The sequence below is a fragment of the Kitasatospora sp. P5_F3 genome, from assembly GCF_054049135.1.
On sequence record NZ_JBFUMY010000008.1, the window covers coordinates 106,993 to 132,071 of the forward strand.

General features: G+C 71.9%; 25 protein-coding genes and 1 riboswitch. Of the genes, 15 read left to right on the forward strand and 10 right to left on the reverse strand.

Going from position 1 to position 25,079, the window contains the following annotated elements; all coding sequences use genetic code 11:
- Window positions 1–158: 158 nt before the first annotated feature.
- Window positions 159–1,097: an acetylglutamate kinase gene (gene argB / locus ACXJMZ_RS06910; protein WP_457029072.1), complete on the forward strand. Its 939-nt coding sequence runs from the start codon at window positions 159–161 to the stop codon at window positions 1,095–1,097.
- Here the strand turns inward: argB and ACXJMZ_RS06915 are convergent.
- The 8 genes from ACXJMZ_RS06915 to ACXJMZ_RS06950 form a co-directional block, all read right to left on the reverse strand.
- Window positions 1,083–2,411 carry a serine hydrolase domain-containing protein gene (locus tag ACXJMZ_RS06915; RefSeq protein ID WP_457029073.1) on the reverse strand — a complete coding sequence of 443 codons (1,329 nt, stop codon included), beginning with the start codon at window positions 2,409–2,411 and terminating at the stop codon, window positions 1,083–1,085. The genes argB and ACXJMZ_RS06915 overlap by 15 nt on opposite strands.
- Before the next feature lie 44 nt (window positions 2,412–2,455).
- Window positions 2,456–2,890, reverse strand: a complete 435-nt coding sequence (locus ACXJMZ_RS06920; protein ID WP_457029074.1) for a VOC family protein — start codon at window positions 2,888–2,890, stop codon at window positions 2,456–2,458.
- Window positions 2,891–2,920: 30 nt separating this feature from the next.
- Window positions 2,921–4,195, reverse strand: coding sequence for a hypothetical protein (locus ACXJMZ_RS06925; RefSeq protein ID WP_457029075.1), 1,275 nt, complete (start codon window positions 4,193–4,195; stop codon window positions 2,921–2,923).
- Window positions 4,196–4,265: 70 nt separating this feature from the next.
- Entirely contained in the window at window positions 4,266–4,592 is a 327-nt protein-coding gene (locus ACXJMZ_RS06930; RefSeq protein WP_457029076.1) for a hypothetical protein, read from the reverse strand.
- A 32-nt stretch (window positions 4,593–4,624) separates the two neighbouring features.
- Window positions 4,625–5,188 (reverse strand): dihydrofolate reductase family protein, encoded by a 564-nt coding sequence (locus ACXJMZ_RS06935; protein ID WP_457029077.1) that lies wholly within the window; start codon window positions 5,186–5,188, stop codon window positions 4,625–4,627.
- 170 nt (window positions 5,189–5,358) lie between these two features.
- Complete coding sequence (locus tag ACXJMZ_RS06940) at window positions 5,359–5,832, reverse strand: GNAT family N-acetyltransferase (protein ID WP_457029078.1); 474 nt, start codon at window positions 5,830–5,832, stop codon at window positions 5,359–5,361.
- A gap of 156 nt (window positions 5,833–5,988) precedes the next feature.
- On the reverse strand, window positions 5,989–8,904 hold the full coding sequence (locus ACXJMZ_RS06945) for an FAD-binding and (Fe-S)-binding domain-containing protein (RefSeq protein ID WP_457029079.1): 2,916 nt from the start codon (window positions 8,902–8,904) through the stop codon (window positions 5,989–5,991).
- Window positions 8,905–8,978: 74 nt separating this feature from the next.
- The gene (locus tag ACXJMZ_RS06950) at window positions 8,979–10,478 is read right to left on the reverse strand and encodes an alpha/beta hydrolase (protein WP_457029080.1); all 1,500 of its coding nucleotides are present in this window, start codon (window positions 10,476–10,478) and stop codon (window positions 8,979–8,981) included.
- A 102-nt stretch (window positions 10,479–10,580) separates the two neighbouring features.
- On the opposite strand from ACXJMZ_RS06950, the gene ACXJMZ_RS06955 reads away from it, so the two are divergent.
- The 3 genes from ACXJMZ_RS06955 to ACXJMZ_RS06965 all read left to right on the forward strand — a co-directional run bounded on the left by ACXJMZ_RS06955 (window position 10,581) and on the right by ACXJMZ_RS06965 (window position 14,172).
- On the forward strand, window positions 10,581–11,480 hold the full coding sequence (locus ACXJMZ_RS06955) for a MerR family transcriptional regulator (RefSeq protein ID WP_457029081.1): 900 nt from the start codon (window positions 10,581–10,583) through the stop codon (window positions 11,478–11,480).
- Window positions 11,481–11,585: 105 nt separating this feature from the next.
- The gene (locus ACXJMZ_RS06960) at window positions 11,586–12,005 is read left to right on the forward strand and encodes a VOC family protein (RefSeq protein ID WP_457029082.1); all 420 of its coding nucleotides are present in this window, start codon (window positions 11,586–11,588) and stop codon (window positions 12,003–12,005) included.
- Window positions 12,006–12,144: 139 nt separating this feature from the next.
- On the forward strand, window positions 12,145–14,172 hold the full coding sequence (locus tag ACXJMZ_RS06965; RefSeq protein WP_457029083.1) for a DHA2 family efflux MFS transporter permease subunit: 2,028 nt from the start codon (window positions 12,145–12,147) through the stop codon (window positions 14,170–14,172).
- Between the two features lie 28 nt (window positions 14,173–14,200).
- On the opposite strand, the gene ACXJMZ_RS06970 is transcribed toward ACXJMZ_RS06965, so the two are convergent.
- Window positions 14,201–14,851: an MSMEG_1061 family FMN-dependent PPOX-type flavoprotein gene (locus ACXJMZ_RS06970; protein WP_457029084.1), complete on the reverse strand. Its 651-nt coding sequence runs from the start codon at window positions 14,849–14,851 to the stop codon at window positions 14,201–14,203.
- Between the two features lie 178 nt (window positions 14,852–15,029).
- Here ACXJMZ_RS06970 and ACXJMZ_RS06975 point away from each other — a divergent pair, with 178 nt between their 5' ends.
- From ACXJMZ_RS06975 to ACXJMZ_RS07025, 11 genes are all read left to right on the forward strand, one after another.
- Window positions 15,030–15,845: an SMP-30/gluconolactonase/LRE family protein gene (locus ACXJMZ_RS06975; RefSeq protein ID WP_457029085.1), complete on the forward strand. Its 816-nt coding sequence runs from the start codon at window positions 15,030–15,032 to the stop codon at window positions 15,843–15,845.
- Between the two features lie 85 nt (window positions 15,846–15,930).
- Window positions 15,931–16,058, forward strand: a riboswitch (FMN riboswitch).
- Window positions 16,059–16,223: 165 nt separating this feature from the next.
- Window positions 16,224–16,886, forward strand: coding sequence for a riboflavin synthase (locus ACXJMZ_RS06980; protein ID WP_457029086.1), 663 nt, complete (start codon window positions 16,224–16,226; stop codon window positions 16,884–16,886).
- Window positions 16,883–17,530: a nicotinamide mononucleotide transporter family protein gene (locus tag ACXJMZ_RS06985; RefSeq protein WP_457029087.1), complete on the forward strand. Its 648-nt coding sequence runs from the start codon at window positions 16,883–16,885 to the stop codon at window positions 17,528–17,530. Before ACXJMZ_RS06980 ends, ACXJMZ_RS06985 begins: the two co-directional genes overlap by 4 nt.
- Window positions 17,527–18,810, forward strand: a complete 1,284-nt coding sequence (locus ACXJMZ_RS06990) for a bifunctional 3,4-dihydroxy-2-butanone-4-phosphate synthase/GTP cyclohydrolase II (protein WP_457029088.1) — start codon at window positions 17,527–17,529, stop codon at window positions 18,808–18,810. Before ACXJMZ_RS06985 ends, ACXJMZ_RS06990 begins: the two co-directional genes overlap by 4 nt.
- A gap of 43 nt (window positions 18,811–18,853) precedes the next feature.
- Window positions 18,854–19,339 (forward strand): 6,7-dimethyl-8-ribityllumazine synthase, encoded by a 486-nt coding sequence (gene ribH, locus ACXJMZ_RS06995; RefSeq protein WP_057238189.1) that lies wholly within the window; start codon window positions 18,854–18,856, stop codon window positions 19,337–19,339.
- Between the two features lie 77 nt (window positions 19,340–19,416).
- The gene (locus ACXJMZ_RS07000) at window positions 19,417–19,689 is read left to right on the forward strand and encodes a phosphoribosyl-ATP diphosphatase (RefSeq protein ID WP_057238187.1); all 273 of its coding nucleotides are present in this window, start codon (window positions 19,417–19,419) and stop codon (window positions 19,687–19,689) included.
- Between the two features lie 53 nt (window positions 19,690–19,742).
- On the forward strand, window positions 19,743–20,591 hold the full coding sequence (hisG, locus tag ACXJMZ_RS07005) for an ATP phosphoribosyltransferase (protein ID WP_457029089.1): 849 nt from the start codon (window positions 19,743–19,745) through the stop codon (window positions 20,589–20,591).
- A 104-nt stretch (window positions 20,592–20,695) separates the two neighbouring features.
- The gene (locus ACXJMZ_RS07010) at window positions 20,696–21,139 is read left to right on the forward strand and encodes a PH domain-containing protein (protein WP_457029090.1); all 444 of its coding nucleotides are present in this window, start codon (window positions 20,696–20,698) and stop codon (window positions 21,137–21,139) included.
- A gap of 174 nt (window positions 21,140–21,313) precedes the next feature.
- Window positions 21,314–22,648: a hemolysin family protein gene (locus ACXJMZ_RS07015; RefSeq protein WP_457029091.1), complete on the forward strand. Its 1,335-nt coding sequence runs from the start codon at window positions 21,314–21,316 to the stop codon at window positions 22,646–22,648.
- On the forward strand, window positions 22,645–23,679 hold the full coding sequence (locus ACXJMZ_RS07020; RefSeq protein ID WP_457029092.1) for a hemolysin family protein: 1,035 nt from the start codon (window positions 22,645–22,647) through the stop codon (window positions 23,677–23,679). Before ACXJMZ_RS07015 ends, ACXJMZ_RS07020 begins: the two co-directional genes overlap by 4 nt.
- 133 nt (window positions 23,680–23,812) lie before the next feature.
- The gene (locus tag ACXJMZ_RS07025; protein ID WP_457029093.1) at window positions 23,813–24,106 is read left to right on the forward strand and encodes a hypothetical protein; all 294 of its coding nucleotides are present in this window, start codon (window positions 23,813–23,815) and stop codon (window positions 24,104–24,106) included.
- 49 nt (window positions 24,107–24,155) lie between these two features.
- Here ACXJMZ_RS07025 and ACXJMZ_RS07030 read toward each other — a convergent pair.
- Window positions 24,156–25,079 (reverse strand): AAA family ATPase (locus tag ACXJMZ_RS07030; protein WP_457029094.1); only part of this gene is annotated, 924 nt, incomplete at its 5' end.

Below are 25,079 nucleotides of genomic sequence, written 5' to 3' on the forward strand. Positions count from 1 at the left end.
CCGGACCGAGGCAAACCGATTGCGAGCGGGCCCGGGTGCCCTCGCGGACCCGCCGGCGGCCGGGCGGCCCGAGCTCGGCCCCGCAGTGACCGCCGGTGTTCTCCCGCACGTCACCCTCGGGCCGTTCGCGGCCCGTTGGATGGCGTCGACAGCGAGCCATGCCGACGTGGCGACGGTTCGCATCGGTTCGGATCAGCCTTGGGGGAGCTTTGAGCAGTCGCGCTGGTCTGCTGGAGGCACTGCCGTCGCTGGAGCGGTTCCGCGGCAGTACCGTGGTGGTCAAGTTCGGCGGAAACGCCATGGTGAACCAGGAGTTGAAGGCCGCCTTCGCGTCCGACGTGGTGCTGCTCCGGCAGGCCGGTCTGTACCCGGTGGTGGTGCACGGCGGCGGCCCGCAGATCAGCGCCCAGCTCGGCCGGCTCGGCCTGGAGTCCTCGTTCACGGCCGGTCTGCGGGTCACCACGCCCGAGACCATGGACGTGGTGCGGATGGTGCTGGCCGGTCAGGTCCAGCGCGAGCTGGTCGGGTTGGTCAACGCCTACGGGCCGTACGCGGTCGGCATCACCGGCGAGGACGCGCACACCATGACGGCCGAGAAGCGGTACGCGGTGGTGAACGGCGAGCCGGTGGACATCGGGCTGGTCGGGGACGTGGTCCGGGTCGAGGCGGGCGCCCTGCGAGCACTGCTCGCGGACGGCCGGATACCGGTGATCTCCTCGATCGCCCGGGGCGCCGACGGCCACGTCTACAACGTGAACGCCGACACCGCCGCTGCGGCCCTGGCGATCGCGCTGGGCGCCGACCGGCTGCTGATGCTGACCGACGTCGAGGGCCTGTACGCCGACTGGCCGGACCCGGGTTCGCTGATCGGGCGGCTGACGGCCAGTGAACTCGACGTCCTGCTCCCGGAGTTGACCACCGGAATGCTGCCGAAGATGGAGGGCTGCCTGCGGGCGGTCCGAGCGGGTGTGGCCATCGCCCGGGTCCTCGACGGCCGGGTCCGGCACAGCCTGCTGCGGTCCTTCACCGCCGACCCCACCGGGACCCTGGTCGTCCCGGACGCCGAGCAGGGCGTGCAGGCTCTAGCTCGGGCGTAGTTCGCAGCGGTGGCTGAGGAAGTTGCCCAGCAGGCCCTCGCTGTCGCCGTTCTTGAACGTGCGGGCCAGGCCGGTCAACCCACCCTGGTCGAGGCGGAGTTCGAGGCCGAGCAGCGGGCTGCCGACCCGGGCGTCGGCGGTCGGCAGCTGGAGCGGGAGGAAGGCCCGCAGGTCGTACACCCGCGAGGCGGTGGCCGGCGCGGTGGCCCGCTCGCCGGTGCTCAGCTCCACCTCGACCGTGCGGTCCGCCAGGATGTCGAGCAGCAGCGGGAGTTGGCCCTCCGGCGTACCGACGGAGCCCGTCCAGCGGCCCGGCGCAAGGTCCATCGGGCGCTCCGGGTCGTCGATCACCGGGGCGATCCGCTGGTCCGTGTAGCCCGGGACCAGCGCGGTCAGGACATGCCGGACGATCGCGTCCCGGGCCGCCTTGTTGGTGCAGTTGGTCAGCACCGCCACCGAGAGCTGCTGCTCGGGAACGGTGGCGAGCATCGCCGCTACGCCGCCCATGCCGCCGCCGTGGCTCTGGACCACCGGACCGGCGCCCGACGACACCACCCAGCCGAGCCCGTACCCGAGGTGCGCGTTGAGCGGAACGGCGGCCCGGACGGCCGCTGCCGTCTCCGGCTTCAGCAGGCGCTCGTAGCCCTGCGCGAAGAGCGCCAGGTCGGTGGCGGTCGCCCAGCCCTCGGTGGCCCCCGGATGGCTGCTGGCGCAGCGCGCGGGGTAGGCGCGGCCGTCGACCGTGTACTTCACCGCCGCCGGGGCGGGGCCGGGATGCGACGGCCCGAGGTGCCAGTCGGTCAGCCCGAGCGGCTCGGCCACCCGCTCCCGGACGAAGTCCGCGAGCCGTTGGCCGGTGACCTCCTCCAGCAGCCGGCCCAGCAGACGGTAGCCGAGGTTGGCGTACTCGAACCCGGAGCCCGGCTCCCGGTACAGCTCGGCGTAGCGCCCCGCGTCGATCGGCCCCGCGCCCTCGCCGTAGTGGAAGTCGTAGAAAGCCGTGAAGCCACCCCGGTGCTGGAGCAGTTGACGCACCGTCGGGGCCGGCCACCGGTAGCTGCCGGGCACCGGTTCGTCCAGCTCCAGCAGCCCGTCGTCAGCGGCCAGGCAGACGGCGGTGGCGGTGACCGCCTTGGTGACGGAGGCCAGCCCGTACGCGGTGCCGGGCGTGGCCGGGATCCCGCCGGCTACCTCCGCCAGTCCGTACGCCTCGGCGAGGACGACCTCGCCCCGCTCGGCCACCGCCACGGAGGCCGAGGGGCAGCCGTGTTCGCGCAGCGCCTCGACGCAGTACTCCGCCAGTCCGTCGATCATGGTGGCCCTCCCGTTTCGAATGCACCGCCGGTGCCCGAGGTGTGTCAGTCGAGACAGAACTCGTTGCCCTCGACGTCCTGCATCACCATGCACGACTCGTTCTCGTCATCGGCGGGCAGCAGTCGCACGCGTACCGCGCCGAGCGCGACCAGTCGTGCACACTCGGCCTCGAGCGTGGCCAGGCGTTCTGCACCCACGAGTCCGGTGACGACCCGCACGTCGAGGTGCAGCCGATTCTTGACGACCTTCCCTTCGGGAACGCGCTGGAAGTACAGTCGCGGGCCCACCCCCGAGGTATCACTGCATGCGAACCATGAATCCTGATCCTCGGGCGGCAGCGAGCGATTGACATCGTCCCAAGTGGCGAACCCCGCCGGTGGCGACGGTGCGACGTACCCCAACACCTCGCACCAGAAACGAGCGACACGCTCGGGTTCCGCGCAGTCGAAGGTGACCTGGAAATGCTTGATCGTTGCCATCGGCTCACCCTAGCAGGGGGATTCTGCTGCTCAATTTCCGGTGGGAATATACCTGTTGACGGGCGGATGCCCCGATTGCGCCGGTTGCCCGAGCCGGGCCGCCGCCGCGCGGCTGACCTCCGGTTCCTCCAACGGGTCGTCACGCAGCTGCGCCAGCCGGTCCCGCACGTGAGGCAGGTCGGGTGCCCCGGCGATGCCCAGCAGCCGGGCGTCCGCCTCGCAGTCCCAGAGCGACTCGGTGTACGCGTACTCCAGCCCGTCCGGGTCGATCGCCGCAAGCGCCTTCAGGTAGGCCGGCCGCTCGTACGAGTGCGGGGTGCGCACCCAGTACCGGCGCAGCAGGGGTACGGCCTCGGCGGCCCGGGGGCCGAAGCGGGCCAGGCCGGCCGCGAGCATCATGGGGCCGCACCAACTGTGCTGTTCCCACTCGGCGGCGAAGTGCGCCGACAGCACCGGGAGGTCGACGGCGTCGCCGTGTTCGGCAAGTACCTCCAGGCCGATCCAGACGAGCCAACTCCGCCCGTCCGCCACCCACGACCGGGCCGCCGGCACGGCGAGGGCACCGCACTGCGCAACCGCCCGCGCCAGGAAGGGAAGTGGGAACTGACCGTCCCTCGTGCCCAGCGAGGGCACCAGGGCGAGGAGGTGCGCCTCCGGCGAGCGGTACGCGAGCAGGCGCAGGGCCCAGCCCTTCTCGTCGTCACCCGTGCCGGGGTCAGCGAGGACGGCCAGCAGGCGACCGCTCGTGGGCGTCACCTCGACGTCGCTCAGGCGACGGGAGGCATGCGGCGGCGTGGCCGTCCCGAGCAGGGAGCGCAGAGTCTCCTCCGCCTCCGAGTCCATCCGCCGCCGCTCGTCCCCGTCGAGTCGGGTGTACGCGACCTCGGCCAGATCCCGCCACCACTCGGTCGGCCAGCAGGACGCCACCGACTCCAGGACCTCCAGCCAGTGCTCGCCCTCGCGAACGTAGGCCCGCAGCGCTTCTCTGGCCTCCGTCGAACCGGACTTCGCCAGCAACTCCAGGATCCGGGTCGCCCACTCGCACTGATCCTCGTCCCCCGCCAACAGCTCGACGACCGGGCCGTGCGGCAGTTCCAGGTCCCTGATCAACCGCGCCAGGTACAGGTGCCGCTCGTCCACCGAGTCCCACCGCCAGTCGTACCGGACGCAGCCGTACACCAGCTCGGCGGCCGCCGCCGGATCCTGCGCCGCCAGGACCGCACCGCGCCCCCGGCCCCGCTGCAGCATCCCCTCCAGCGTGTTGGCCCGCGCGTACCTTCGCCCACTCTCTGATCCGTCACTCATCAGCGCGGAGCCTGCCCGAGAACGGGCCGCTGCCGCCAGCCGATTTTCGACTCGGCCCGGGCCGAGGCGCTCAGCGGATGCCCGCCGCCGTCAGGTACTCGGGCAGGAGGTCGCCGAGCAGCCGGGCCAGGTCGGCCGCGAGCGCGGCCCGGGCCGGGGCGGGCGCCGCGAGCATCGGGTGGTGCCGGGCCGCGATGCTCAGCCACTGCTCCAGCACGTCGCCGACCCGGGGCGGTTCGTCGCCCGGGGCCAGGAAGGCCCGGGCGTCCGTGCACCGGCCGGTCCGTGTGGCCAGGCTGACCAGCCACTCCTCGGGCGGGCCGGTGCAGTGGGCGTGCCGGACCGTGACGCCGTCCCGGTCGGCCAGCCGCTGGAGGAGCTCGGAGTGACGGAACATGCCTACCAGGGTGGCACCGACCCGACGGGGTGTCAGCCGTCCGTGCGACGGTGCCGGAGCAGGACCACCTGCGAGTCGAGGACCCGCGACTCGACCAGCTCCAGGCCGATCCGCCGGTGCTGCGGCTGGAAGACCGGCTTGCCGCCGCCCAGCAGGACCGGGTGGACGAAGACCCGGTACTCGTCGATCAGCCCGTGCTCGGTGAGGTGGCCGGCCAGGCCGGAGCCGCCGAACAGCAGCAGGGTGACGCCGGACTCCTTGAGCGCGGTCAGCTCCTCGACCACGTTCTCGTTGATCACCCGGGTGTTCCAGTCGGCCTTCTCCAGGGTGCGGGAGACCACCACCTTGGGTGCCGCCCGCCAGACCGGGGCGAAGGCGAGGTCGTGCTCGTGGGTCGAGTGCTGCTCGGCCTGCGGCCAGAAGCCCGCCATCATGTCCCAGACCACCCGCCCGTACAGGAACACCTTGTCGCCGCCGGTCAACTCCTGGGAGTAGGCGGAGAGTTCGGGCCCCATCAGCGGCCAGTCGAACTCGCCCTCCGGCCCCTCGACGAAGCCGTCCAGCGACTGGTGCACGAAGTGGATCAGCTTGCCCATGATGGTGTCCCGTTCTCTGTCCCGCGCACCCCGTCGGTGCGCCGTCACCCTTACGTCGGAGAGCGGCACGGATTCTCGACACCGGCGGCCGATCTTTTTCCGGAATCTTTCCGCGCAGCCTCCGGGCCCGGGGTCAGTTCCCGGTAGACGGGGCCACGCCGCACTCGGGCTCAGGCTCGGAGGTAGACCCGGGAGTTGCGGGCGGGGTCGAGGGTGGCGGCCCAGGTGGGCGGGGCTTGCCAGGGCGGGATCTCGGTGAAGCCGTAGTGGCGGAACAGCCGGGCGGAGCCGGTGGTGGCGGTGTAGACGGACCGCCCGTCGGCCCGGTAGAGCGCGGCGTCGAGCAGCTCGGAGCCCAGGCCGCCGCCCTGGCGGGCGCTGTGCACACAGAAGTTGTAGAGCACGGCGGCCCCGCCCGGCAGCGGGCGCAGCGCCACGCAGCCCGTCAGCTCGGACAGCCCCGACGGCCCGGGGGAGACCAGGAAGTCGGCCACGGCCGAGCGGTAGTCGGCCAGGCTGCGGCGGCGCAGCGCGCCGGAGCGGACGAACGGGGCCGAGAGCGCGAACAGGGCGCGGGCATCGACCCGGGTGGCCGACCGGACGGCAGTCGGGGTGAGGGTGTCGGCCGGTGAGAGGGACGGCATCCGAGCTCCTGAAGTTAGGTAAGCCTAACCATATCGAAATAAGTTCTGCGGTCGAGCTGCCTGCTGTGCCGCCGCCACGGGACTCTGCCTGCTGATGCTCGGCGCCCCGATGGCCGGCGGGGGTACGGCAGCGGTCGGTGGTGACGGTCAGGGTGGTCATGGTCGGGTCGCCCGCTCCAGTTCGAGCAGGACGGAGTGGTAGGGGCGGCCGGTGGCGTGCTCCATGCCGACCTCGCACATCCGGTTGGCGGAGAGGTGGGCCGAGAACTGACGTGCTGTCACCTCGGCCGCCTCCCGGGCGGTGGCCGACTCGGTCAGTTCTCGGTGCAGCAGGCCCCGGTCGCCCGCGAACGCGCAGCAGCCGACGTCGTCCGGGGTGACCACCTCGTCCGCGCAGGCGGCGGCGACGGCGCGGAGCTGCTCCTCGTCGCCGAGATGCCGCATCGAGCAGGTCGGGTGCAGCACGGCCGAGTCGACCGTGCGCAGGATCTCCAGGGCGGGGAGCAGTTCGGCGGCCCAGACGACCGAGTCCAGCACCGTGAGCTCGGCGTGCAGTTCGCGGTTCTGCGCGGTCAGGTACGGGACCACCTCGTGCGCGATGCCGAGCGTGCAGGAGGAGGCGTCCACCACCAGCGGGAGTCGGCCGCCGCCGGTCCAGCCCCAGGCTGCCTCGACGATCCGGTTGGCCATCACGGCGTTGCCCCGGTCGTAGCCCTTGGAGTGCCAGATGGTCGCGCAGCAGGTCCCGCTGAGGTCGGCGGGGATCCAGACCGGCTTTCCGGCCCGGGCCGAGACCGCGACCAGCGCTTCGGGCAGGGTGGGGCCCTGATGGCCCGTCGGCTCGCCGAAGATGCGGTTCACGCAGGCGGGGTAGTAGACGGCGGCGGCGCCCGGGCGGGTGGTGGCGGGCATGGTGCGTTCGGCCGCGCCCGGGATCTCGGGCAGCCAGGCGGGCACCAGGTCGGGGCGGACCGCCCGGCGGGCGGCGCCGGTCACCGACTCCAGCAGCCGGTCGCTGATCCGACCGGCCGCGCCGACCGCGAGCCGGGCGGAGCGCTCCACCACCGTGAAGTGCTCGGCGAACAGCGCGGCGGTGCGCTCCTCGCGCGGCGAGTGACGCTGGTGCCGGAACTGCCTCATCAGCGCCCCGGTGTCGATGCCGACCGGGCAGGCCAGCCTGCAGGTGGAGTCGCCCGCGCAGGTGTCCACCGCGTCGTAGCCGTACGCGGCCAGCAGCTCGGCCCCGACCGGGGAGTCGGCCGGCTGGCGCATCAACTCGCGCCGCAGCACGATCCGTTGGCGTGGGGTGGTGGTCAGGTCGCCGCTCGGGCAGGTCGGTTCGCAGAAGCCGCACTCGATGCACGGATCGGCGATCGGCTCCACCCGGGGGATGGTCTTCAGCCCGCGCAGATGAGCCTCCGGGTCGCGGTCCAGCACCACCCGGGGCGCCAGGATGCCGTTAGGGTCCAGCAGTTGCTTGGTGCGCCACATCAACTCGGTGGCCTGCTGGCCCCATTCGAGTTCCAGGAACGGTGCGATGTTGCGGCCGGTGGCGTGCTCGGCCTTGAGCGAGCCGTCGAACCGGCGCACCGTCAGCTCGCAGAACGCGGCCATGAAGGCGGCGTACCGGTCCAGATCGCGCTGCTCGGCCGGGTCGAAGGCGAGCAGGAAGTGCAGGTTGCCGTGCGCGGCGTGCCCGGCCACGGCCGCGTCGAAGCCGTGTTCGGCCTGGAGCGCGAGCAGGGCCTCGCAGGCGTCGGCCAGTCGGGAGGGGGGTACGGCGAAGTCCTCGGTGATCAGCGTGGTGCCGGGCGGCCGGGCCGAGCCGATCGCGGTGACGAAGGCCTTCCGTGCCTTCCAGTAGCCGCCGACGGTGGCCGGGTCACGGGTGAAGGCGTTGGTCACCGAGGCAGCCGGCGTGATCAGCGGCAGCCCGTCGAGCAGGCCGGTGGCCACGGCCTCGGCCGCCGCCAGCGCAGCCTCGTCCGGGGCGCGGAACTCCACCAGCAGCGCGGCGGTCTCCTTCGGCAGCCCGGCCCAGTCGGCCGGTACGCCCGGCACGGCGGCCGAGGCCCGCAGGGTGTTGCCGTCCATCAACTCCACCGCCAGTGCGCCGGCTTCGTTGAACAGCGGGACGGCGGTGGCCGCCGCGCGCAGCGAGGGGAAGAACAGCAGCGCGGCGGAGACCAGCCGGTGCAGCGGGAGGGTGTCGAAGACGGTCTCGGCGATGAAACCGAAGGTGCCCTCCGAACCCACCATCAGCCCGCGAAGGATCGCGGCCGGGGTCGAGGCGTCCAGAAAGGCGTCCAGCCGGTAGCCGTTGGTGTTCTTGATCTCGTACTTGGCCCGGATCCGCCGCACCAGCGCGGGGTCGGCCTCGATCTCCGCCTTGAGCGCCAACAGCCCGGCGCAGAGCTCCGGTTCACGCTCCGTCAGCAGCCGGTCGGCATCCGGGGCGGCGGTGTCCACGACGGTGCCGGAGGGCAGTACGACGGTGAGCGAGGCGAGGGTGCGGTAGGAGTTGCGGGTGGTCCCCGCAGTCATCCCGGAGGAGTTGTTCGCCACCACGCCGCCCAGCGTGCAGGCGATCGCACTGGCCGGGTCGGGGCCGAGCACCCGCCCGTGCCGCGCCAGCGTGGCGTTGGCCCGGGCCACCGTGGTGCCCGGCCTGATCCGGGCCCGCTCGCCCTCGACCTCGATCCCCACCCAGTGCCGCCGGACGTCGACCAGGATGTCCTCGCCCTGCGCCTGCCCGTTGAGACTGGTACCGGCCGCCCGCAGCACCACCTGCCGCCCGTGCCGGTGCGCGTACCCGAAAACCGCCGACACGTCCGCCACCGACTCGGCGATCACCACCACCTGCGGCACGAACCGGTACGGGCTGGCGTCCGAGGCGTACCGCACCAGGTCGGAGACCTTGCTCAGCACCTTGCCAGGGCCGAGCACCGCCGTCAGCCCGTCGCGCAGCCCCGCCGGAGTGCCGCCCGACCGGGCCGCCTCGACCCGGTCGTGGGCGGGCCCCGCCAGAGTGGTGGGCCGCAGGGCCTCCGGGTCGGGCTCCAGCAGCGGCATGGGCGGCAACCTCTCCTCGACTCCGACGGGCAGCCTCCAGCTATACCGGACGCGCGGCCGCCAGCCCAGGATTTCTAGTCCCGGAGGTGCGCCAGGACGGACCGCATCGCCCGCTCCAGCGCCCGTACGGACTCCTCGGTGTGGTCCAGCACCTCGTAGCCGTGGTGGCCGTTCGGTACGTCGACCACCTCTACCCCGACCCCGGCCTTCGCGGCGGCGGTCAGGAACTCCTCGACCGTGGCCGCGATCTCGGGCGACTCCAGGCCCACCCGGGTCAGCACGACCGGCAGCCCGCCCGCGCCGCCCACCGCTGCGGCCGGGGTGAAGTGCGGGTCCACGACGCTCCAGCTCGCGAGCGGGGCGAGCACCGGGTAGGTCGCGGCCAGGCAGCGCAGCCAGGACGGCGGCGCGGCCAGCCAGTCGGTGCTGAGCAGGCCGCCGCCGGAGAAGAACCAGACCGCGACCCGGTCGCCGTCCACCCGGGGATCGGCCCGGACCAGCTCGACCGTCGCCGCGACGTCCTCGGCGGCCCGGTCGAAGTCGGCCAGCCCGTACAGCCGGTGATCCACCGTCACCCCGACCACGCCGTGGCTCGCGGCGTACCGGCCGTAGCCGACGTACTGCGGCCAGTCGCGCGGGGTGGGCCGCAGCTCGGCCGTGATCGGGCCGCCGTGCACGAAGACGATCGCCGGGTGCGGCCCGTCCCCCTCCGGCAGGTACAGGTCCACCCGGTCCAGCCGCTCGCGCGGGCTCTCGGGCAGGTCCAGCAGGAACGGGCGCAGGAACATCGGCAGTTCACCGGCCGCCGGGGCGATCCGGTGGCCCTCCCCGGCGGCGGCGCGGAGCAGCGTGTCGGCGAGCTCGGCCGGGGTGGAGAGCATCGGCCAGTGCCCGGTGGGCAGTTCGAAGAAGCCGACCCGGGGATCGGCCAGCACCCGGAACTGCGGCGGCCCGACGGCCACCAGCTGCTCGACCACCGCGATGCTCATCCCGCCCGCCGTGCAGATGATCCCGGTGGTCGGCAGCGCGGCGACCGCACCGGTCAGTTCGAGCGGCCGGGTCAGGGTGCCCCGGGGCTGCGGCGCGGCCAGCTCGGTCAGCCGGGCCAGCCCGTCTGGGGAGACCCCCTCGGTGCTGCCCCAGCGCTGCCACCCGTCGGCGGCCGGCGGGGCGATCCCCCAGCCGCTGTCGGTCGGGTGCAGCAGCTCCTTGCGGACCGCCGGGTCCGCGACCAGCGCGAGCGCCGCGTCGCCGTCCTGCGGCAGACCCGCGTCCAGGTAGACGATCCGGGTGATCCGCTCGGGGCGGCGGTCGGCGGCGCCCAGCACCGGGTGGATGCCATAGCCGTGACCGACGATCACCAGCTCCGGCGCGGCCACCTCGTCGATCAGCCGGACCAGGTCCTCGACGTGCGTCTCCAGGTCGGTGTCGGGCCCGGCCTCGTCGCGGCGGTCACCCAGCCCGGTCAGGGTCGCCGGGTGCACCTCGGCGCCCGCCGCCACCAGACGCTCCGTCACCTCCTGCCACACCTGGCCACCGGTGAAGCTCTCCGACACCAGAACGAACGCCGTCATGACTGTCTCCTCGTACCTTCGGTCCGCGCCCCGGTCGGCTGCGCTGGTCCGTAAGGTAGGAGCTCCCCCTGAGGGAGATTCAAGGGGTGACATCCTGAGGGCATGTGGAGCATCGGAGAACTCGCCGAGCGCGCGGGGGCCACGGTCAAGACCGTTCGCTACTACTCGGACCAGGGGCTGCTGCCCGAGGCCGCCCGCAGTTCCGGCGGCCACCGCAGGTACGGGCCCGAGGCGCTGGAGCGGCTCGGGCTGATCCGCTCGCTGCGCACCCTCGACCTGCCGGTCGCCGAGGTCACCCGGGTGCTGGAGCGAGAGGAGGTGCTGGAGGACGTGATCGCCGGTCAGCTCCGCGAACTCGGCTCGCAGCTGACCGCGCTGCGCTGGCGGGAGGCCGCGCTCCAGCTGCTCCGGGACTGCACCGGCGAGGAGCGGGCCGACCGGCTGCGGCTGATCGGCGCGATCGGTACCCCGCCGAACACCGAGGTGCTGGCCAGGTTCTGGCGCCGCCTGCTGCCGCTGCGCCTGCCGGCCGGGCTGATGTCCTCGATCCTGGACGAGGCGGTGCCGCAGCCGCCGGCCGATCCGACCCCGGCCCAGGTGCTGGCCTTCGCCCGGCTGCACACGCTGGCCGACGACTTCTGCCGGAACGACTGCCGCCCGGTGCCGCAGCAGGAGGAGGGCTACCGCCCGGCGGTGTTCTACCAAGGTCTCGGCGAGGCGTACGCGCTGGCCCGGACGGACCTGCTGGCGTACCGGCCGCCCGGGAGCGAGGCGCTGGACTGCTTCGTCGCCGCCCACGCCGAGTCGCGCGGACTGCGCGACACCCCCGACTTCCGGCGGCAGCTCAGCGGCGTACTGGCGCAGAGCGCCGACTCGGTGATGGTCCGTTACTGGAAGCTCACCGCCGAGGTCTCCGGCTCGCCGGAGCCGACCATGGGCGCCACCCACCACTGGCTGCACACCGCCCTCGACGCCCGGCTCGCGGCCGGGACGGTCGCCTGACCGCAGTAGCCCCGGGAGACGCCGGCGGTGCGCGGTGCCAGGCTCGGTACTGCCCGGCCTACCGGCTGAGCGACCGTCAGCACCGTACGGAAGAGAGCCGTTCCGATGCCCACGATGATCTTCGTCAACCTCCCGGTCAAGAACCTCGACAAGTCGATCGGGTTCTTCGAGGCGATGGGGTACTCGTTCAACCCGCAGTTCACCGACGAGACGGCCTCCTGCCTGGTGATCAGTGACACCATCTTCGCGATGCTGGTCACCGAGGCCCGTTTCAAGGACTTCACCAGGAAGCCGGTCGCCGACGCCACCGCCGCCACCGAGGTGATCGTCGCGCTGAGCGCGGACAGCCGGGCCGAGGTGGACGAGCTGGTCGACAAGGCGATGGCCGCCGGGGGCAGGTCCGCCATCGACCCGATGGACCTGGGCTTCATGTACAGCCGCAGCTTCCAGGACCTGGACGGCCACCAGTGGGAGTACGTCTGGATGGACGAGGCGGCGATGGCGGAGCAGCAGGCGTCGTCCTGACGGCGTGTCGTCACCCGTACCGGCGCCTGCGGTGGCGTCAGTTCCCGGTACGGCCAAGGGTGGGGCTCAGACCCTCCTTCACCCGCCCCCCAATTGCCGGAGGGTCCTACCTGTACGCCGACTCGGGAGGCCCGGGAGCTTGTCCGCCACCGTAGTAGCCGACACACCCAAGGCGCCGCCCGCGCTGAGCCGCCGTCAGACCAACGTGGTCTTCGCCACCATCGTGCTCGGCATGCTGATGGCCGCGCTGGACCAGACGATCGTCTCCACCGCCCTGCCGACCATCGTCGCGGACCTGGGCGGCGGCGGGCACATGGCCTGGGTGGTGACGGCCTATCTGCTGGCCGAGACGGTGGCCACGGTGCTGGTCGGCAAGTTCGGCGACCTGTTCGGCCGCAAGATCGTCTTCCAGCTCAGCGCGGTGGTCTTCATCCTCGGCTCGGTCATCTCGGGCGCCGCCAACGGGATGACGATGCTGATCATCGGCCGCGCGGTGCAGGGCCTCGGCGGCGGGGGTCTGATGGTCACCGCGATGGCCCTGATCGCGGACGTGATCCCGCTCCGCGAGCGCGGCAAGTACCAGGGCGCGCTCGGTGCGGTCTTCGGCGTCACCACGGTGGTCGGCCCGACGCTGGGCGGGCTGTTCACCGATCACGCGTCCTGGCGCTGGTGCTTCTACGTCAACGTGCCGATCGCGATCGTGATGGTGGTGATGGCCGCCAGGACCATCCCCTCGGTCAAGGCCGCCGTCCGGCCGGTGATCGACTACGCGGGCATCGTGCTGGTGGCGCTCGGCGCGTGCGGCCTGGTGCTCGGGCTCGAGTGGGGCGGCAACGAGTACGCCTGGGGCTCGCCGGTGATCATCGGGCTGTTCGTCGGCTCGGTGCTGCTGCTGGTGGGCTTCGTGCTGGTGGAGCTCCGGGCGAAGGAGCCGATGCTGCCGATGCACCTGTTCCGGAACTCGGTCTTCACGGTCTGCTCGATCCTCAGCTTCATCGTCGGCTTCGCGATGCTCGGCGCGATGACCTACCTGCCCACCTACCTGCAGTTCGTGGACGGGGTCTCGGCCACCGTGTCGGGCGTACGGACGCTGCCGATGGTGGTCGGGCTGCTCGGCACCTCGATGCTCTCCGGCATCGTGGTCAGCCGCACCGGCCGGTACCGGATCTTCCCGATCCTGGGCACCGGGGTGATGGCGGTCGGGCTCTGGCTTATGTCCACCATGGGCCCGGACACCGGGGTCTGGCTGGAGTCGCTGTACATGTTCGTGTTCGGCCTGGGCATCGGGCTGGCCATGCAGGTGCTCACCATCGCGGTGCAGAACACCGTGCCCTACCACGAACTGGGCACCGCCACCTCGGGCGTGACGTTCTTCCGGACGCTGGGCAGCGCCTTCGGCACCGCCGTGTTCGGCACCCTGTTCACCAACCAGCTGACGCGCAGTCTGGCCGAGGCCTCCGCCGAGCAGCCGAGCGTGCCGCCCGAGGCGGTGACCAGCCCGGCCGGGCTGGACGCGCTGACGCCCGAGCAGGCGGCGCCGTTCATCGCCGCGTACGCCGACACCATCAACTACGTGTTCCAGTGGGTGGTCCCGGTGGCCGTGGTCGGCTTCCTGGTGGCGTGGTTCCTCAAGGAGGTACCGCTACGGGACAGCGCCAGGGCGGCCGCCTCCGACCTCGGCGAGGGCTTCGGCGCACCGGACACCGCCGACGCGGACAAGCAGTTGGAGCGGGCGCTGGCGAACCTGCTGCGCAAGTCCAAGGGCCGTCCCGGGGTCGGCAAGCAGATCCTGGCCGACTCCGGGACCACCCTGCCGCCCGGCTCGGCCTGGGCGCTCGGCCAGATCTACTGGCGTGGCCGGTTCATGGGCGGGGCGGACCTGGAGTCGATCGCCGTCGCCCACCACCTGCCGGGCGACGTCCTGGAACCGACCTTCGACCGAGTGGTCCAGGGCGGCTACGCCACCGCCGAGGACGGGCAGTTCGGCCTCACCCCGGCCGGCCGGACCGAGGTCGACCGGCTCTCCGAGGCCTGGCGCCGCTGGGTCGGCCACCAGCTGGACGACTGGGACGTCACCGACCCCGAGGACCGGGCCGGCCTGGACCGCGCGATCGAGTCGATCGCGGCCCGGCTGTACGACGAGGAGCAGGAGCACGCCTCGGTCTGACGGCCCGGCACGTGACTCGACCCGCGGCTCACTCGTAGCGGTGGAGCAGGGCCTCGCGCTCGTTCTGCTCGATCATCTCGACGGTCAGCGACGGGTCGCGCAGGTGGGAGAGGGTCACCTCGGCGGAGCTGGGGGCCGCGTCCGGGGCGAGCCACTGGTCGGGCTTCCAGGCGGCGCCGCGCAGGAACGCCTTCGGGCAGTGGCCGTAGATCTCCTCGACGCCGACGATCACCGCGCTGCGCGGCGGCTTGCCGACGGCGGTGAGCTGGGCCAGCAGCTGCGGGTCGGCGGAGACGCAGGCCCGGCCGTTGACCCGCAGGGTGCTGTCCCGTCCCGGGATCACGAAGAGCAGGCCGACCCGGCCGGTGGCGACGATGTTGTGCAGGCTGTCGAGCCGCTTGTTGCCGGTGGCGTCGGGGATGGCCAGGGTGTGGTCGTCGAGCACCGAGACGAAGCCGGGCGGCCCGCCGCGCGGGGTGACGTCGCAGCTGCCGTCCGCTCCGGTGCTGGCCATCAGGACCAGCGAGGAGCAGCCGATCAGGCGGCGGGCGGCGTCGTGCAGGTGGTCGACCTGCTTACGGCGGGCGTGCTCGCCCGGCTGCTCGTACAGCTCGCGGAGCTGGGCGGGGTCGGCCAGGGCATTGGCCCGCAGGGCCTCGAAGGCGTTCGGTGTGGTCACGTACCAGCACGGTAGCCGACCGGCGATCTTGACGGCAGGGGGTGACTACGAGGAGTTTCCCAGGACGAAAGCCGCACTACCCGGACGGCCGGCGCGGGCCGGTCTCGGGGTCGGTCGCCGATCTTGAGGGCCGGGAGTGGCCCTGATAGTTTCCCGGGAAAACGAAACGGGGGCAGCCATGAAGCCGATCGACGACCGGGTCAGCGGGCTCGGCGAGGGTCCGGTCTGGGACGTCAGGAGCGGCAGTCTGCGGTGGGTGGACATCCCCGGCGGGGTGGTGCACAGCTCCGACGGCAGCTCGCAGCAGCTGACCGCGCCGGTGACCGCCGTGCTGCCCACCGCGACCGGCTGGGCGACGGTCCGGAAGGACCGGGTGGAGCAGGACGGCCACGTCGCCCCGGTGCCGCTCGGTGCGGCCGACCGGTGCAACGACGCCAAGACCGACCCGGCCGGACGGATCTGGGTCGGCACCATGGCCGGGGGTGAAGTCACCCGCCGGGCAAGTCTGTTCAGGATCGACGGCGACACCGCCACCGAGCAGGTGAGCGGCGTCTCGATCTCCAACGGCCTGGGCTGGAGCCCCGACGGCCGGCGGATGTACTGGGCCGACACCCCGACCGGCCGGATCGACGTGTTCGACTTCGACCCGGCCGACGGCAGCATCCGGGACCGGCGCCCGTTCGCGGTCACCGAGATGCCGGACGGGCTGACGGTGGATGCCGAGGGGGCGGTCTGGGTGGCCCGCTGGGGGAGTGGTGTGCTGCACCGCTACACCCCCGACGGCACGCTGGACACCGTGCTGCCGGTCGGCGTCTCGCACCCGACCAGCTGCACGTTCGGCGGCCCGGACCTGCGCACGCTGTACGTGACCACCGCCCGGAAGCCGGCGGCGGACGGTCAGTTCTCCCGCCATGCAGGCCAGTTGCACGCCACCAGGCTGCCGGTGCCGGGCCTGCCGACCACCCCCGCGGTATTCCCCGGGGTGTCGACCTGACGGAGTGAACCAGGACACAGGGGACACCCCTCCCGGCCCCCTTGCGGGGCGTGGCAGAATGACGGAAGTAGTAGCAGTGACGTTCAGCGCACTCCGGGGTCGGTGAAAATCCGAACCGGCGGTTACAGTCCGCGACCCGTCCGCAGCCAGCGGCCGGTTGACCAGGTGAAATTCCTGGACCGACGGTTAAAGTCCGGATGGGAGGCGTGCGCGGGCGGGTAGTGACCAGCGGTGCCACGGCTCTCCCCGAAGAGACGTGGGTCAGGCGAGAGCTCTCATGCGTGGGAGTTCCCTCTGAGTACCCGGTTGGTCGCTGTTCGTCGTGTCATCTCCCAATGCCGCCCCGGAGTCCGCGCTCTCAGCGCGAGGAGAACCCGGGTGTTCACCGGCATCATCGAAGAGCTCGGCGAAGTCGTCTCCATCGAGGAGATCGGCGAATCGTCGCGGATCCGCCTGCGTGGCCCCGTGGTCTGTTCCGACGCCGGCCACGGCGACTCCATCGCGGTCAACGGCGTCTGCCTGACCGTCGTCGACACACCTGATCAACTGGCTGCCACCACCGGCGAGTTCAGCGCCGACGTGATGGCCGAGACGCTGCACAGGTCCAGCCTCGGTGCGCTCGCCCCCGGCTCCAGGGTCAACCTGGAGCGGGCGATGGCACTCGGCGCCCGGCTCGGCGGCCACCTGGTCCAGGGCCATGTGGACGCCACCGGCCAGCTGCTCTCCCGAGAGCCCGGCGACCTGGACGCCCAGGGCCTGCCGCGCTGGGAGGTGCTGCGCTTCTCGCTCCCGCAGTCCATCACCCGCTACCTGGTGGAGAAGGGCTCGATCACCGTGGACGGCGTCAGCCTGACCGTGGTCGAGGCCGCGCTGGACAGCTTCACCGTCAGCCTCATCCCGGCCACCCTCGCCCTCACCACGCTCGGCACCAAGAGCATCGGCGACCCGGTCAACCTCGAAGTGGACGTCCTCGCGAAGTACGTCGAGCGGCTGCTCGACGCGCGCACCCTGCCGGACACCCTCACCAAGGACGCCTCGTGAACTGGCTGAACGAAACCGCGTTCTCGATATTCGGACAGTCCGTCAAGTGGACCGACATGGTGGGCAACCTGCTCGGCCTGGCCGCGCTCGCGCTCGGCTGGCGCCGTTCGGTGTGGAGCTGGCCGGTCCAGCTGCTGTCCGCCGTGGTGCTGGTCGGCGCCTACCTGTCGGCCCATCTGACCGGGCTGATCGGCAAGCAGGGCATCGTGATCGTGGCCGCCGTCTGGGGCTGGACCCAGTGGCAGCGCGGCCGCCGCTCCACCGGTGAGATCGAGGTCCGGTTCGCCACCGCGAAGGAGCGGGCCGCCCTGGTCGGCGGCACCGCGCTGGCCACCCTGGCGGTGGCCGGGGTCTTCCTGGCCTACCCCTCGCTCTCCTGGAGCCCGTGGGCCGACGCCTACATCTTCGTCGGCACGCTGGCGGCGATGGTGGCCCAGGCCAGGGGCTGGGTCGAGTTCTGGTTCGCCTGGATCGCCGTCGACCTGGTCGGCGTCCCGCTCGCCTTCGCCAGCGGCTACACCTTCTCCGGTCTCACCTACGCCATCTACTTCGTGCTGGTGCTGCTCGGCCTGCGGGCCTGGTGGCTGCGTACCCGCACCTCTCGTCCCGCCAAGGCGGCCGTCCTGCAGGGAGTTTCGGCATGACCACCCAGCCCGAATCCGACATCCGTCAGCTGATCGACGACGCCTTCGCGCTCGACCCGGTCGAGCGGGCCATCGCCGACATCGCGCTCGGCCGCCCGGTCATCGTGGTGGACGACGAGGACCGCGAGAACGAGGGCGACATCATCTTCGCCGCCTCGGCCGCCACCCCGGAGCTGATGGCCTTCACCATCCGCTACTCCTCCGGCGTGATCTGCGTGCCGATGACCGGCGAGGAGCTGGACCGGCTCAAGCTGCCCCCGATGACCGCCGTCAACGAGGACCGCAAGGGCACCGCGTACGCCGTCTCGGTGGACGCCAAGGACGGTGTCGACACCGGCATCTCGGCTGCCGACCGGGCCCGCACCGTCAAGCTGCTGGCCACCGCCGCCACCGAGCCGGGCGACCTGACCCGGCCCGGCCACGTCTTCCCGCTGCGCGCCGTCGACGGTGGGGTGCTGGTCCGTCCCGGCCACACCGAGGCGGCCGTCGACCTGGCCCGGCTGGCCGGCCTGCCGCCGGTCGGCGCGATCTGCGAGGTGGTCAACGACGACGGCACCATGGCCCGGCTGCCCGAGCTGGTCGCCTTCGCCCGCGAGCACCGGCTGGCGATCATCTCGATCGAGGACCTGATTGCCTACCGGCGCCGCACCGAGCTGCACGTGACCCGCGCCGCCGTCACCCAACTCCCCACCGTGCACGGTGAGTTCACCGCCATCGGCTACAAGGGCACGCTGGACGGCGTCGAGCACATCGCGCTGGTCGCGGGCGGCCTGGGCGAGGACGGCAAGCTGCTGTCCGGCGAGGACGTGCTGGTCCGGCTGCACTCCGAGTGCCTGACCGGCGACGTGTTCGGCTCGCTGCGCTGCGACTGCGGCCCGCAGCTGCAGACCGCGCTGGCCCAGGTCGCCGCGGCCGGCCGGGGCGTGGTGCTCTACCTGCGCGGCCACGAGGGCCGGGGCATCGGCCTGACCCACAAGCTGCGCGCGTACGAGCTCCAGGAGCAGGGCCGGGACACCGTGGACGCCAACCTCGAACTCGGCCTGCCCGCCGACGCCCGGGACTACAGCATCGGCGCCCACATGCTGGCCGACCTCGGGGTGCACACCCTCACGCTGCTCACCAACAACCCCGACAAGATCGCGGCGCTGACCGAGCACGGCCTCAAGGTGACGGACCGTCGGCCGGTGGAGATCGAGCCCGGCGAGCACAACGCGGCCTACCTGCGCACCAAGCGTGACCGGATGGGCCACCAGCTGCCATGGCTCGACCAGAACTCCTGACACCCTTTCCGTACGCATTTTCTCGACAGACAGGAAGAACGACGTGAGCGGCCACGGAGCCCCCGAGCTGACCCTCAAGAACTGCGCCGACCTGCGGGTCGCGGTGATCGCCGCGCAGTGGCACCAGCAGGTGATGGACGGCCTGCTGGACGGCGCGCACCGCGCCCTCAAGGAGCTCGGGATCGAGGAGCCCACCATCGTCCGGGTGCCGGGCACCTTCGAGCTGCCGGTGGCCGCCAAGCAGCTCGCCGACCGGGGCTACGACGCGGTGGTGGCACTCGGCGTGGTGATCCGCGGTGGCACCCCGCACTTCGACTACGTCTGCCAGGGCGCCACCCTCGGCCTCACCCAGGTGAGCGTGGACACCGGCGTCCCGGTCGGCTTCGGCGTGCTGACCTGTGACAACGAGCAGCAGGCGCTGGACCGGGCGGGCCTGCCCGGTTCGGCCGAGGACAAGGGCCACGAGGCGGTCACCGCCGCGGTCGCCACGGCCGCCGCGCTGCGCTCGGTCTCCGAGCCCTGGCGGTAGGGGTCTGTCCAAAGGACTGTCCACGGTCCGGGACTGTTTACCGTCCGTCAGCCTGCAAGCCGTAAGGTGAGCCCATCATGGCTTCGAAGACATTCGAGGAGCTGTTCACCGAGCTCCAGCAGAAGGCCGCCACCGGCGACCCCTCGTCCTCCCGTACCGCGCAACTCGTCCAGCAGGGCGTGCATGCCATCGGCAAGAAGGTCGTCGAGGAGGCCGCCGAGGTCTGGATGGCCGCCGAGTACCAGTCGGAGGAGGAGACGGCCGAGGAGATCTCCCAGCTCCTCTACCACCTTCAGGTGATGATGGTCGCTCGCGGGCTGACGCTCGACGACGTCTACAAGTACCTCTGAACACCACCCTCCTGCACACCCCACGTCACCCCACAGCGAAGGATTCACCTCTCATGCTGCGCATCGCCGTTCCCAACAAGGGTTCGCTCTCGGGTCCCGCGGCGGAGATGCTCCATGAGGCCGGATACCGGCAGCGCAAGGACCCCAAGGAACTGGTGCTGGTCGACCCGGAGAACCAGGTCGAGTTCTTCTTCCTGCGTCCGCGCGACATTGCCGTGTACGTCGGCTCCGGCCGGCTCGACATCGGCATCACCGGCCGCGACCTGCTGCTCGACTCGGCGTCCAACGCCGAGGAGGTGCTCGCGCTCGGCTTCGGCGGCTCGACCTTCCGGTTCGCCCGGCCGGTCGGCGCCGAGTTCGGGGACGTCGCGGGCCTGGAGGGGCTGCGGATCGCCACCTCCTACACCGGCCTGGTCGAGCAGCACCTGGCCGAGCAGGGCGTGAAGGCCACCGTCACCAAGCTGGACGGCGCGGTCGAGACCGCGGTGCAGCTCGGTGTGGCCGACGTGATCGCCGACGTGGTGGAGACCGGCACCAGCCTGCGCAACGCGGGCCTGGAGATCTTCGGCGAGCCGATCCTGGTCTCGGACGCCGTGGTGATCCGGCCCAAGGGCTCCGGCGAGGATGCCGGGGTCGAGCAGTTCCTGCGCCGCCTGCAGGGCGTGCTGGTGGCCCGCCGGTACGTGCTGATGGACTACGACATCCGCGCCGAGCTGGTCTCCGCGGCCGTCGCCCTGACGCCCGGTCTGGAGTCGCCGACCGTCTCCCCGCTGCACACCGAGGGCTGGGTCGCGGTCCGCTCGATGGTGCTCCGCAAGGAGGCCCAGCGGATCATGGACGACCTCTGGAGCATCGGCGCCCGCGCCATCCTGGTCACCAACATCCACGCCTGCCGGCTCTGACGAGTCATCGGGGCGGGGCCGGCTCGTCCGGCTCCGCCCCGCTTTCGCGTTCCTGAGCCCTTTCCTGAGTCCTCGCCTGAGACTTCGCTGTTCGGAGAGCCACCGTGTCCCACCCCGTCGAACTGCCCGTCACCTGGGCGCCGCGCCGCAACCGTGCCGTGCTGGCCGGGATCTGCACCCTGCTGCTGGTGCTGTTCGGTGTGCTGGCCTTCGCGCTGCCGTCGAACTGGCAGTTCAACGACCGGATGGCGATCTTCGTCAGCGGTCTGCTGTTCTCGGCGGTCGGCCTGATGCTGGCCCGCCCCCGGGTGAGCGCCGACGCCGAGGGCGTCACGGTGGTCAACTTCGTCCGGCAGCACCGGCTGAGCTGGCCGCAGATCGTCAGGGTGAACCTCCGTCAGGGCGACCCCTGGGTGATGCTCGACCTCGCCGACGGCACCTCGCTGGCCGCCGTCGGCATCCAGCCCGCAGGCGGTCGGGACCAGGCCGTCGCCGCCGCCCGCGCCCTGCGTGACCTGGTCGAAGACCACGGCGTGGCGCGGAACTGAGGGGCCGAACGAGTTCCTTATCCTCGTACGGATATCGTTTACGCTGGTTAAAGCCGGGGCAAAGCCCCATCCCATCCACCCACGACCAGAGGAGTGACACCTCCCCTCGATGGACGATCCGTCCGGTAGTACCCGCGCCGCCTCACTTTCGATCATCGGAAGGCAGGCGGCACTGTGATCACCGCCTGGCTGCTGCTGCTCGCGGCCGTGCTGCTCATCCTCGCCAACGGCCTCTTCGTGGCTGCCGAGTTCGCCCTCGTCACGGTGGACCGGGGAGCCGTCGAACGCTCCGCCGCCGCCGGTGACCGCAAGGCCGAGAGCGTCCTGAAGGCGCTCCGCCAGCTCTCCTTCCAGCTCTCCGGCGCCCAGCTCGGCATCACCGTCACCTCCCTGGTGGTCGGCATGCTGGCCTCGCCGGCCCTCTCCGTCCTGCTCAGCCCGGTCTTCGTCGCCGTCGGGGTGCCGGAATCGGCCGCGCACGGGGTGTCGGTCGCGGTCGGCATGCTGCTGGCCACCGTCTTCCAGATGGTGGTCGGTGAACTGGTGCCGAAGAACTGGGCGATCGCCCGCTCGACCCAGGTCGCGTACGCGGTGGTCGGCCCGCAGCGGCTGTTCTCTGCCGTCTGCCGTCCGCTGATCAGCTTCCTGAACGGCTCGGCCGACCGGATGGTGCGCGCTCTCGGCATCGAGCCGCAGGAGGAGCTCGGCCACGCCCGCACCCCGGCCGAACTGGTCTCGCTGGCCCGGCACTCCGCGAAGGAGGGCGCGATAGACGAACAGTCCGCGACCCTCTTCGTGAAGACCCTCAGCCTGGCCGACCTGACCGCCGAGAGCGTGATGACCCCCCGGGTGGACGTGACCGCGCTGCAGCGGGACGCCACCGCCTCGGACGTGCTCAACCTGACCAGGGCCACCGGCTTCTCCCGGTTCCCGGTCTACGCCGACAGCCTGGACGAGGTGACCGGCACGGTCACCCTGAAGGACGCCCTGGCGGTGCCGGCCGAGCGCCGCTCGCACACCAGGGTGGCCCAACTCGCCACCACCGCCCTGCTGGTGCCCGAGACGCTGCCCGCCGAACTGCTGCTGGACCAGCTCCGCCGCGAACAGCCGATGGCGATCGTGGTGGACGAGTACGGCGGCACCGCGGGGGTGGTGACCATCGAGGACATCGTCGAGGAGATCGTCGGCGAGGTGCAGGACGAGCACGACCAGGCCGACATCCCCGAGCTGCGGCAGCTGCCGCCGAAGGACGGCCAGCCGGTCTGGGAGGCCGACGGCCGGGCCAGGACCGACCAGCTGGAGTCCATCGGCCTGCACGCGCCGGACGGGCCGTACGAAACGCTCGGCGGCCTGCTCTCCGACCTGCTCGGCAAGCTGCCCGCGCCGGGTGAGCAGGCGTCACTTCCCGGCTGGCGATTCACCGTGCTCGGCGTCGAACGCCACCGGACCAGCCGGGTGCTGGTCGAGCGGACCGACCGGCACACCCACTCCGAGGACGAGGACCGATGACCGCGCTCCAACTGGCCGCCTCGCTGTTGCTGCTGCTCGGCAACGGCTTCTTCGTCGGCGCCGAGTTCGCGGTGATCTCGGTCCGGCGCAGCCAGATCGAGCCGCTGGCGGAGGCGGGCAACAAGCGGGCCCGCACGGTGCTGCACGCGCTGTCCAACGTCTCCGCCATGCTGGCGGCCGCGCAGCTCGGCATCACGGTCTGTTCGCTGCTGCTCGGCGCGCTGGCCGAGCCGACCATCGCGCACCTGCTGGAGGGCCCGTTCGAGCTGCTCGGCGTCCCGGAGCAGCTGATCCACCCGATCGGCTATGCGCTGGCGCTGGCCCTGGTGGTCTTCCTGCACATGGTGGTCGGCGAGATGGTCCCGAAGAACATCGCGCTGGCAGGACCCGAGAAGGCCGCGCTCTGGCTCGGCCCGCCGCTGGACCGGCTGGCCCGCTGGCTCGGCCCGGTGATCCGGTTCCTGAACGCCTTCGCCAACGGCCTGCTGCGGCTGGTCAAGGTGGAGGCCAGGGACGAGGTCGAGTCGGTCTTCACCACCGAGCAGCTGCTCTACCTGCTGACCGACTCCAAGGAGGCGGGCCTGCTCGACGAGGGCCGCCAGGAGCGGCTCGAGGACGCGCTGGAGCTGGGCGGCCGCCCGGTCACCGACGTGCTGCTGCCCGCCGACCAACTGGTCACGGTCGGCAGCACGGTGACCGCCGCCGAGATCGAGGAGCTCGCGGTGCGGACCGGGTTCTCCCGCTTCCCGGTGGTCGACGCGGAGGGTGCGGTGCTCGGCTACCTGCACGTCAAGGACGTGCTGGACGCCGAGGACCGGAACGCCCCGATGCCGACCCGGCTCTGGCGTCCGGTGACGGTGCTGCCGGGCAAGCTGCCGCTGGACGACGCGCTCGGCGCGATGCGGCGGGCCGCCTCCCACCTGGCGGCCGTGGTGGACCAGGACGGCAAGCCGCTGGGCCTGGTCGCGCTGGAGGACGTCCTGGAGGAGCTGGTCGGCGAGATGCACGACCCGGACCACCGGACGGTTTAGCTCGCCCCTCGCCAACTCGCTTGGTTCACAACGGATTTGCTTGTCGGGGCCCGGTGCGGCCCCTAGCCTCGGGGCAGGGAGCCCGCCGGGCTCCGGCAGGTCGGCCCGTTCAGGGCCATGGGGAGGGACCGTTATGACACCGCGTCACGAGAGCGACGACACCACCGAGAACGCCGCACCCAGGCGTCGCAACCGGGCCAGGCTGGCGCTGGCAGGGGGCGCGCTGGCAGCCCTGCCGGTGGCCGGGCTGCTGCCGGCCGCCGCAGCCCCGGACACCACGGCCGTGGCGGGCCCCGTGCTCCCGAAGCCGCCGATGAAGGCCGTCGTGGCGCTGATGAAGCCGCCGATGAAGGTCGCGGCTCCCGAGCTGAAGAAGCCGCCGATGAAGGTGGCCGCGCCCAAGCCCGCCAAGGGCACGTCCGTCTAGCGGTGCACTGAAGCAGGGGCCTCCCGGCCGGTGCCGGGAGGCCCCTCGCTCAGCTTCGGCCGTCGATCAGTTCGCCGTACGCCTGGACCAGGTCGGGGAGGCGGAGGGTGGCCAGGTCCTCGCGGGACGGGGTGCCGGGGAGGGCGGAGAGGCGCAGGTCGCGGTAGGCGCAGGACTTCTCGTACAGGGTCCTGATGAAGCGTCCGTTGCCGAGGTTGTCGATCCAGCCCTCGCGGACCACGTGGGCGCAGATGCTGGCCAGCTCCTCGGTGGCGTCCCGGTCCCAGTCGTCGCCGCCGCCGGAGGCCAGCGTGCGGCCGATCGCGGTCAGTTCGGTGGGGCGGTAGCTGGGGAAGTCGACCCGGGTGGTGAAGCGGGAGTTGAGGCCGGGGTTGGTGGCCAGCAGCCGGTTCATGCCCTCGGGGTAGCCGGCCAGGATCACCACCAGCCGGTCGCGGTTGTCCTCGGCGCGCTTGAGCAGCACCTGGAGCGCCTCGTCGCCGTACGCGTCGCCCTTGCTGTAGCCGGAGTTGGAGAGGCTGTAGGCCTCGTCGATGAAGAGCACGCCGTCCAGTGCGGAGTCGATCAGCTCGTTCGCCTTGACCGCTGTCTGGCCGAGGAACTCGCCGACCAGGTCGGCTCGTTGGGCCTCCACCAGGTGGTCGCCGGAGAGCAGGCCGAGGGCGTGGAAGACCTGGCCGAGGATCCGGGCCACCGTGGTCTTGCCGGTACCGGAGGGGCCGGAGAAGACGAAGTGCCGCTTCGGCGGCTGCACCGGCAGCTCCTGGTCGGCCCGCAGCCGGGACATCCGTAACTGGGCGGACAGCGCCCGGACCTGACGCTTGACCGGCTCGAGCCCGACCATCTGCTCCAGCTCGGAGAGCGCGTCGTCCAGGCTCTGCGGGCCGTGCCACCGGGGCCCGGACCGGGCGGCCGGGCCGACCGCGGCCGGCGCCTCGGCCCGGACCGGCAG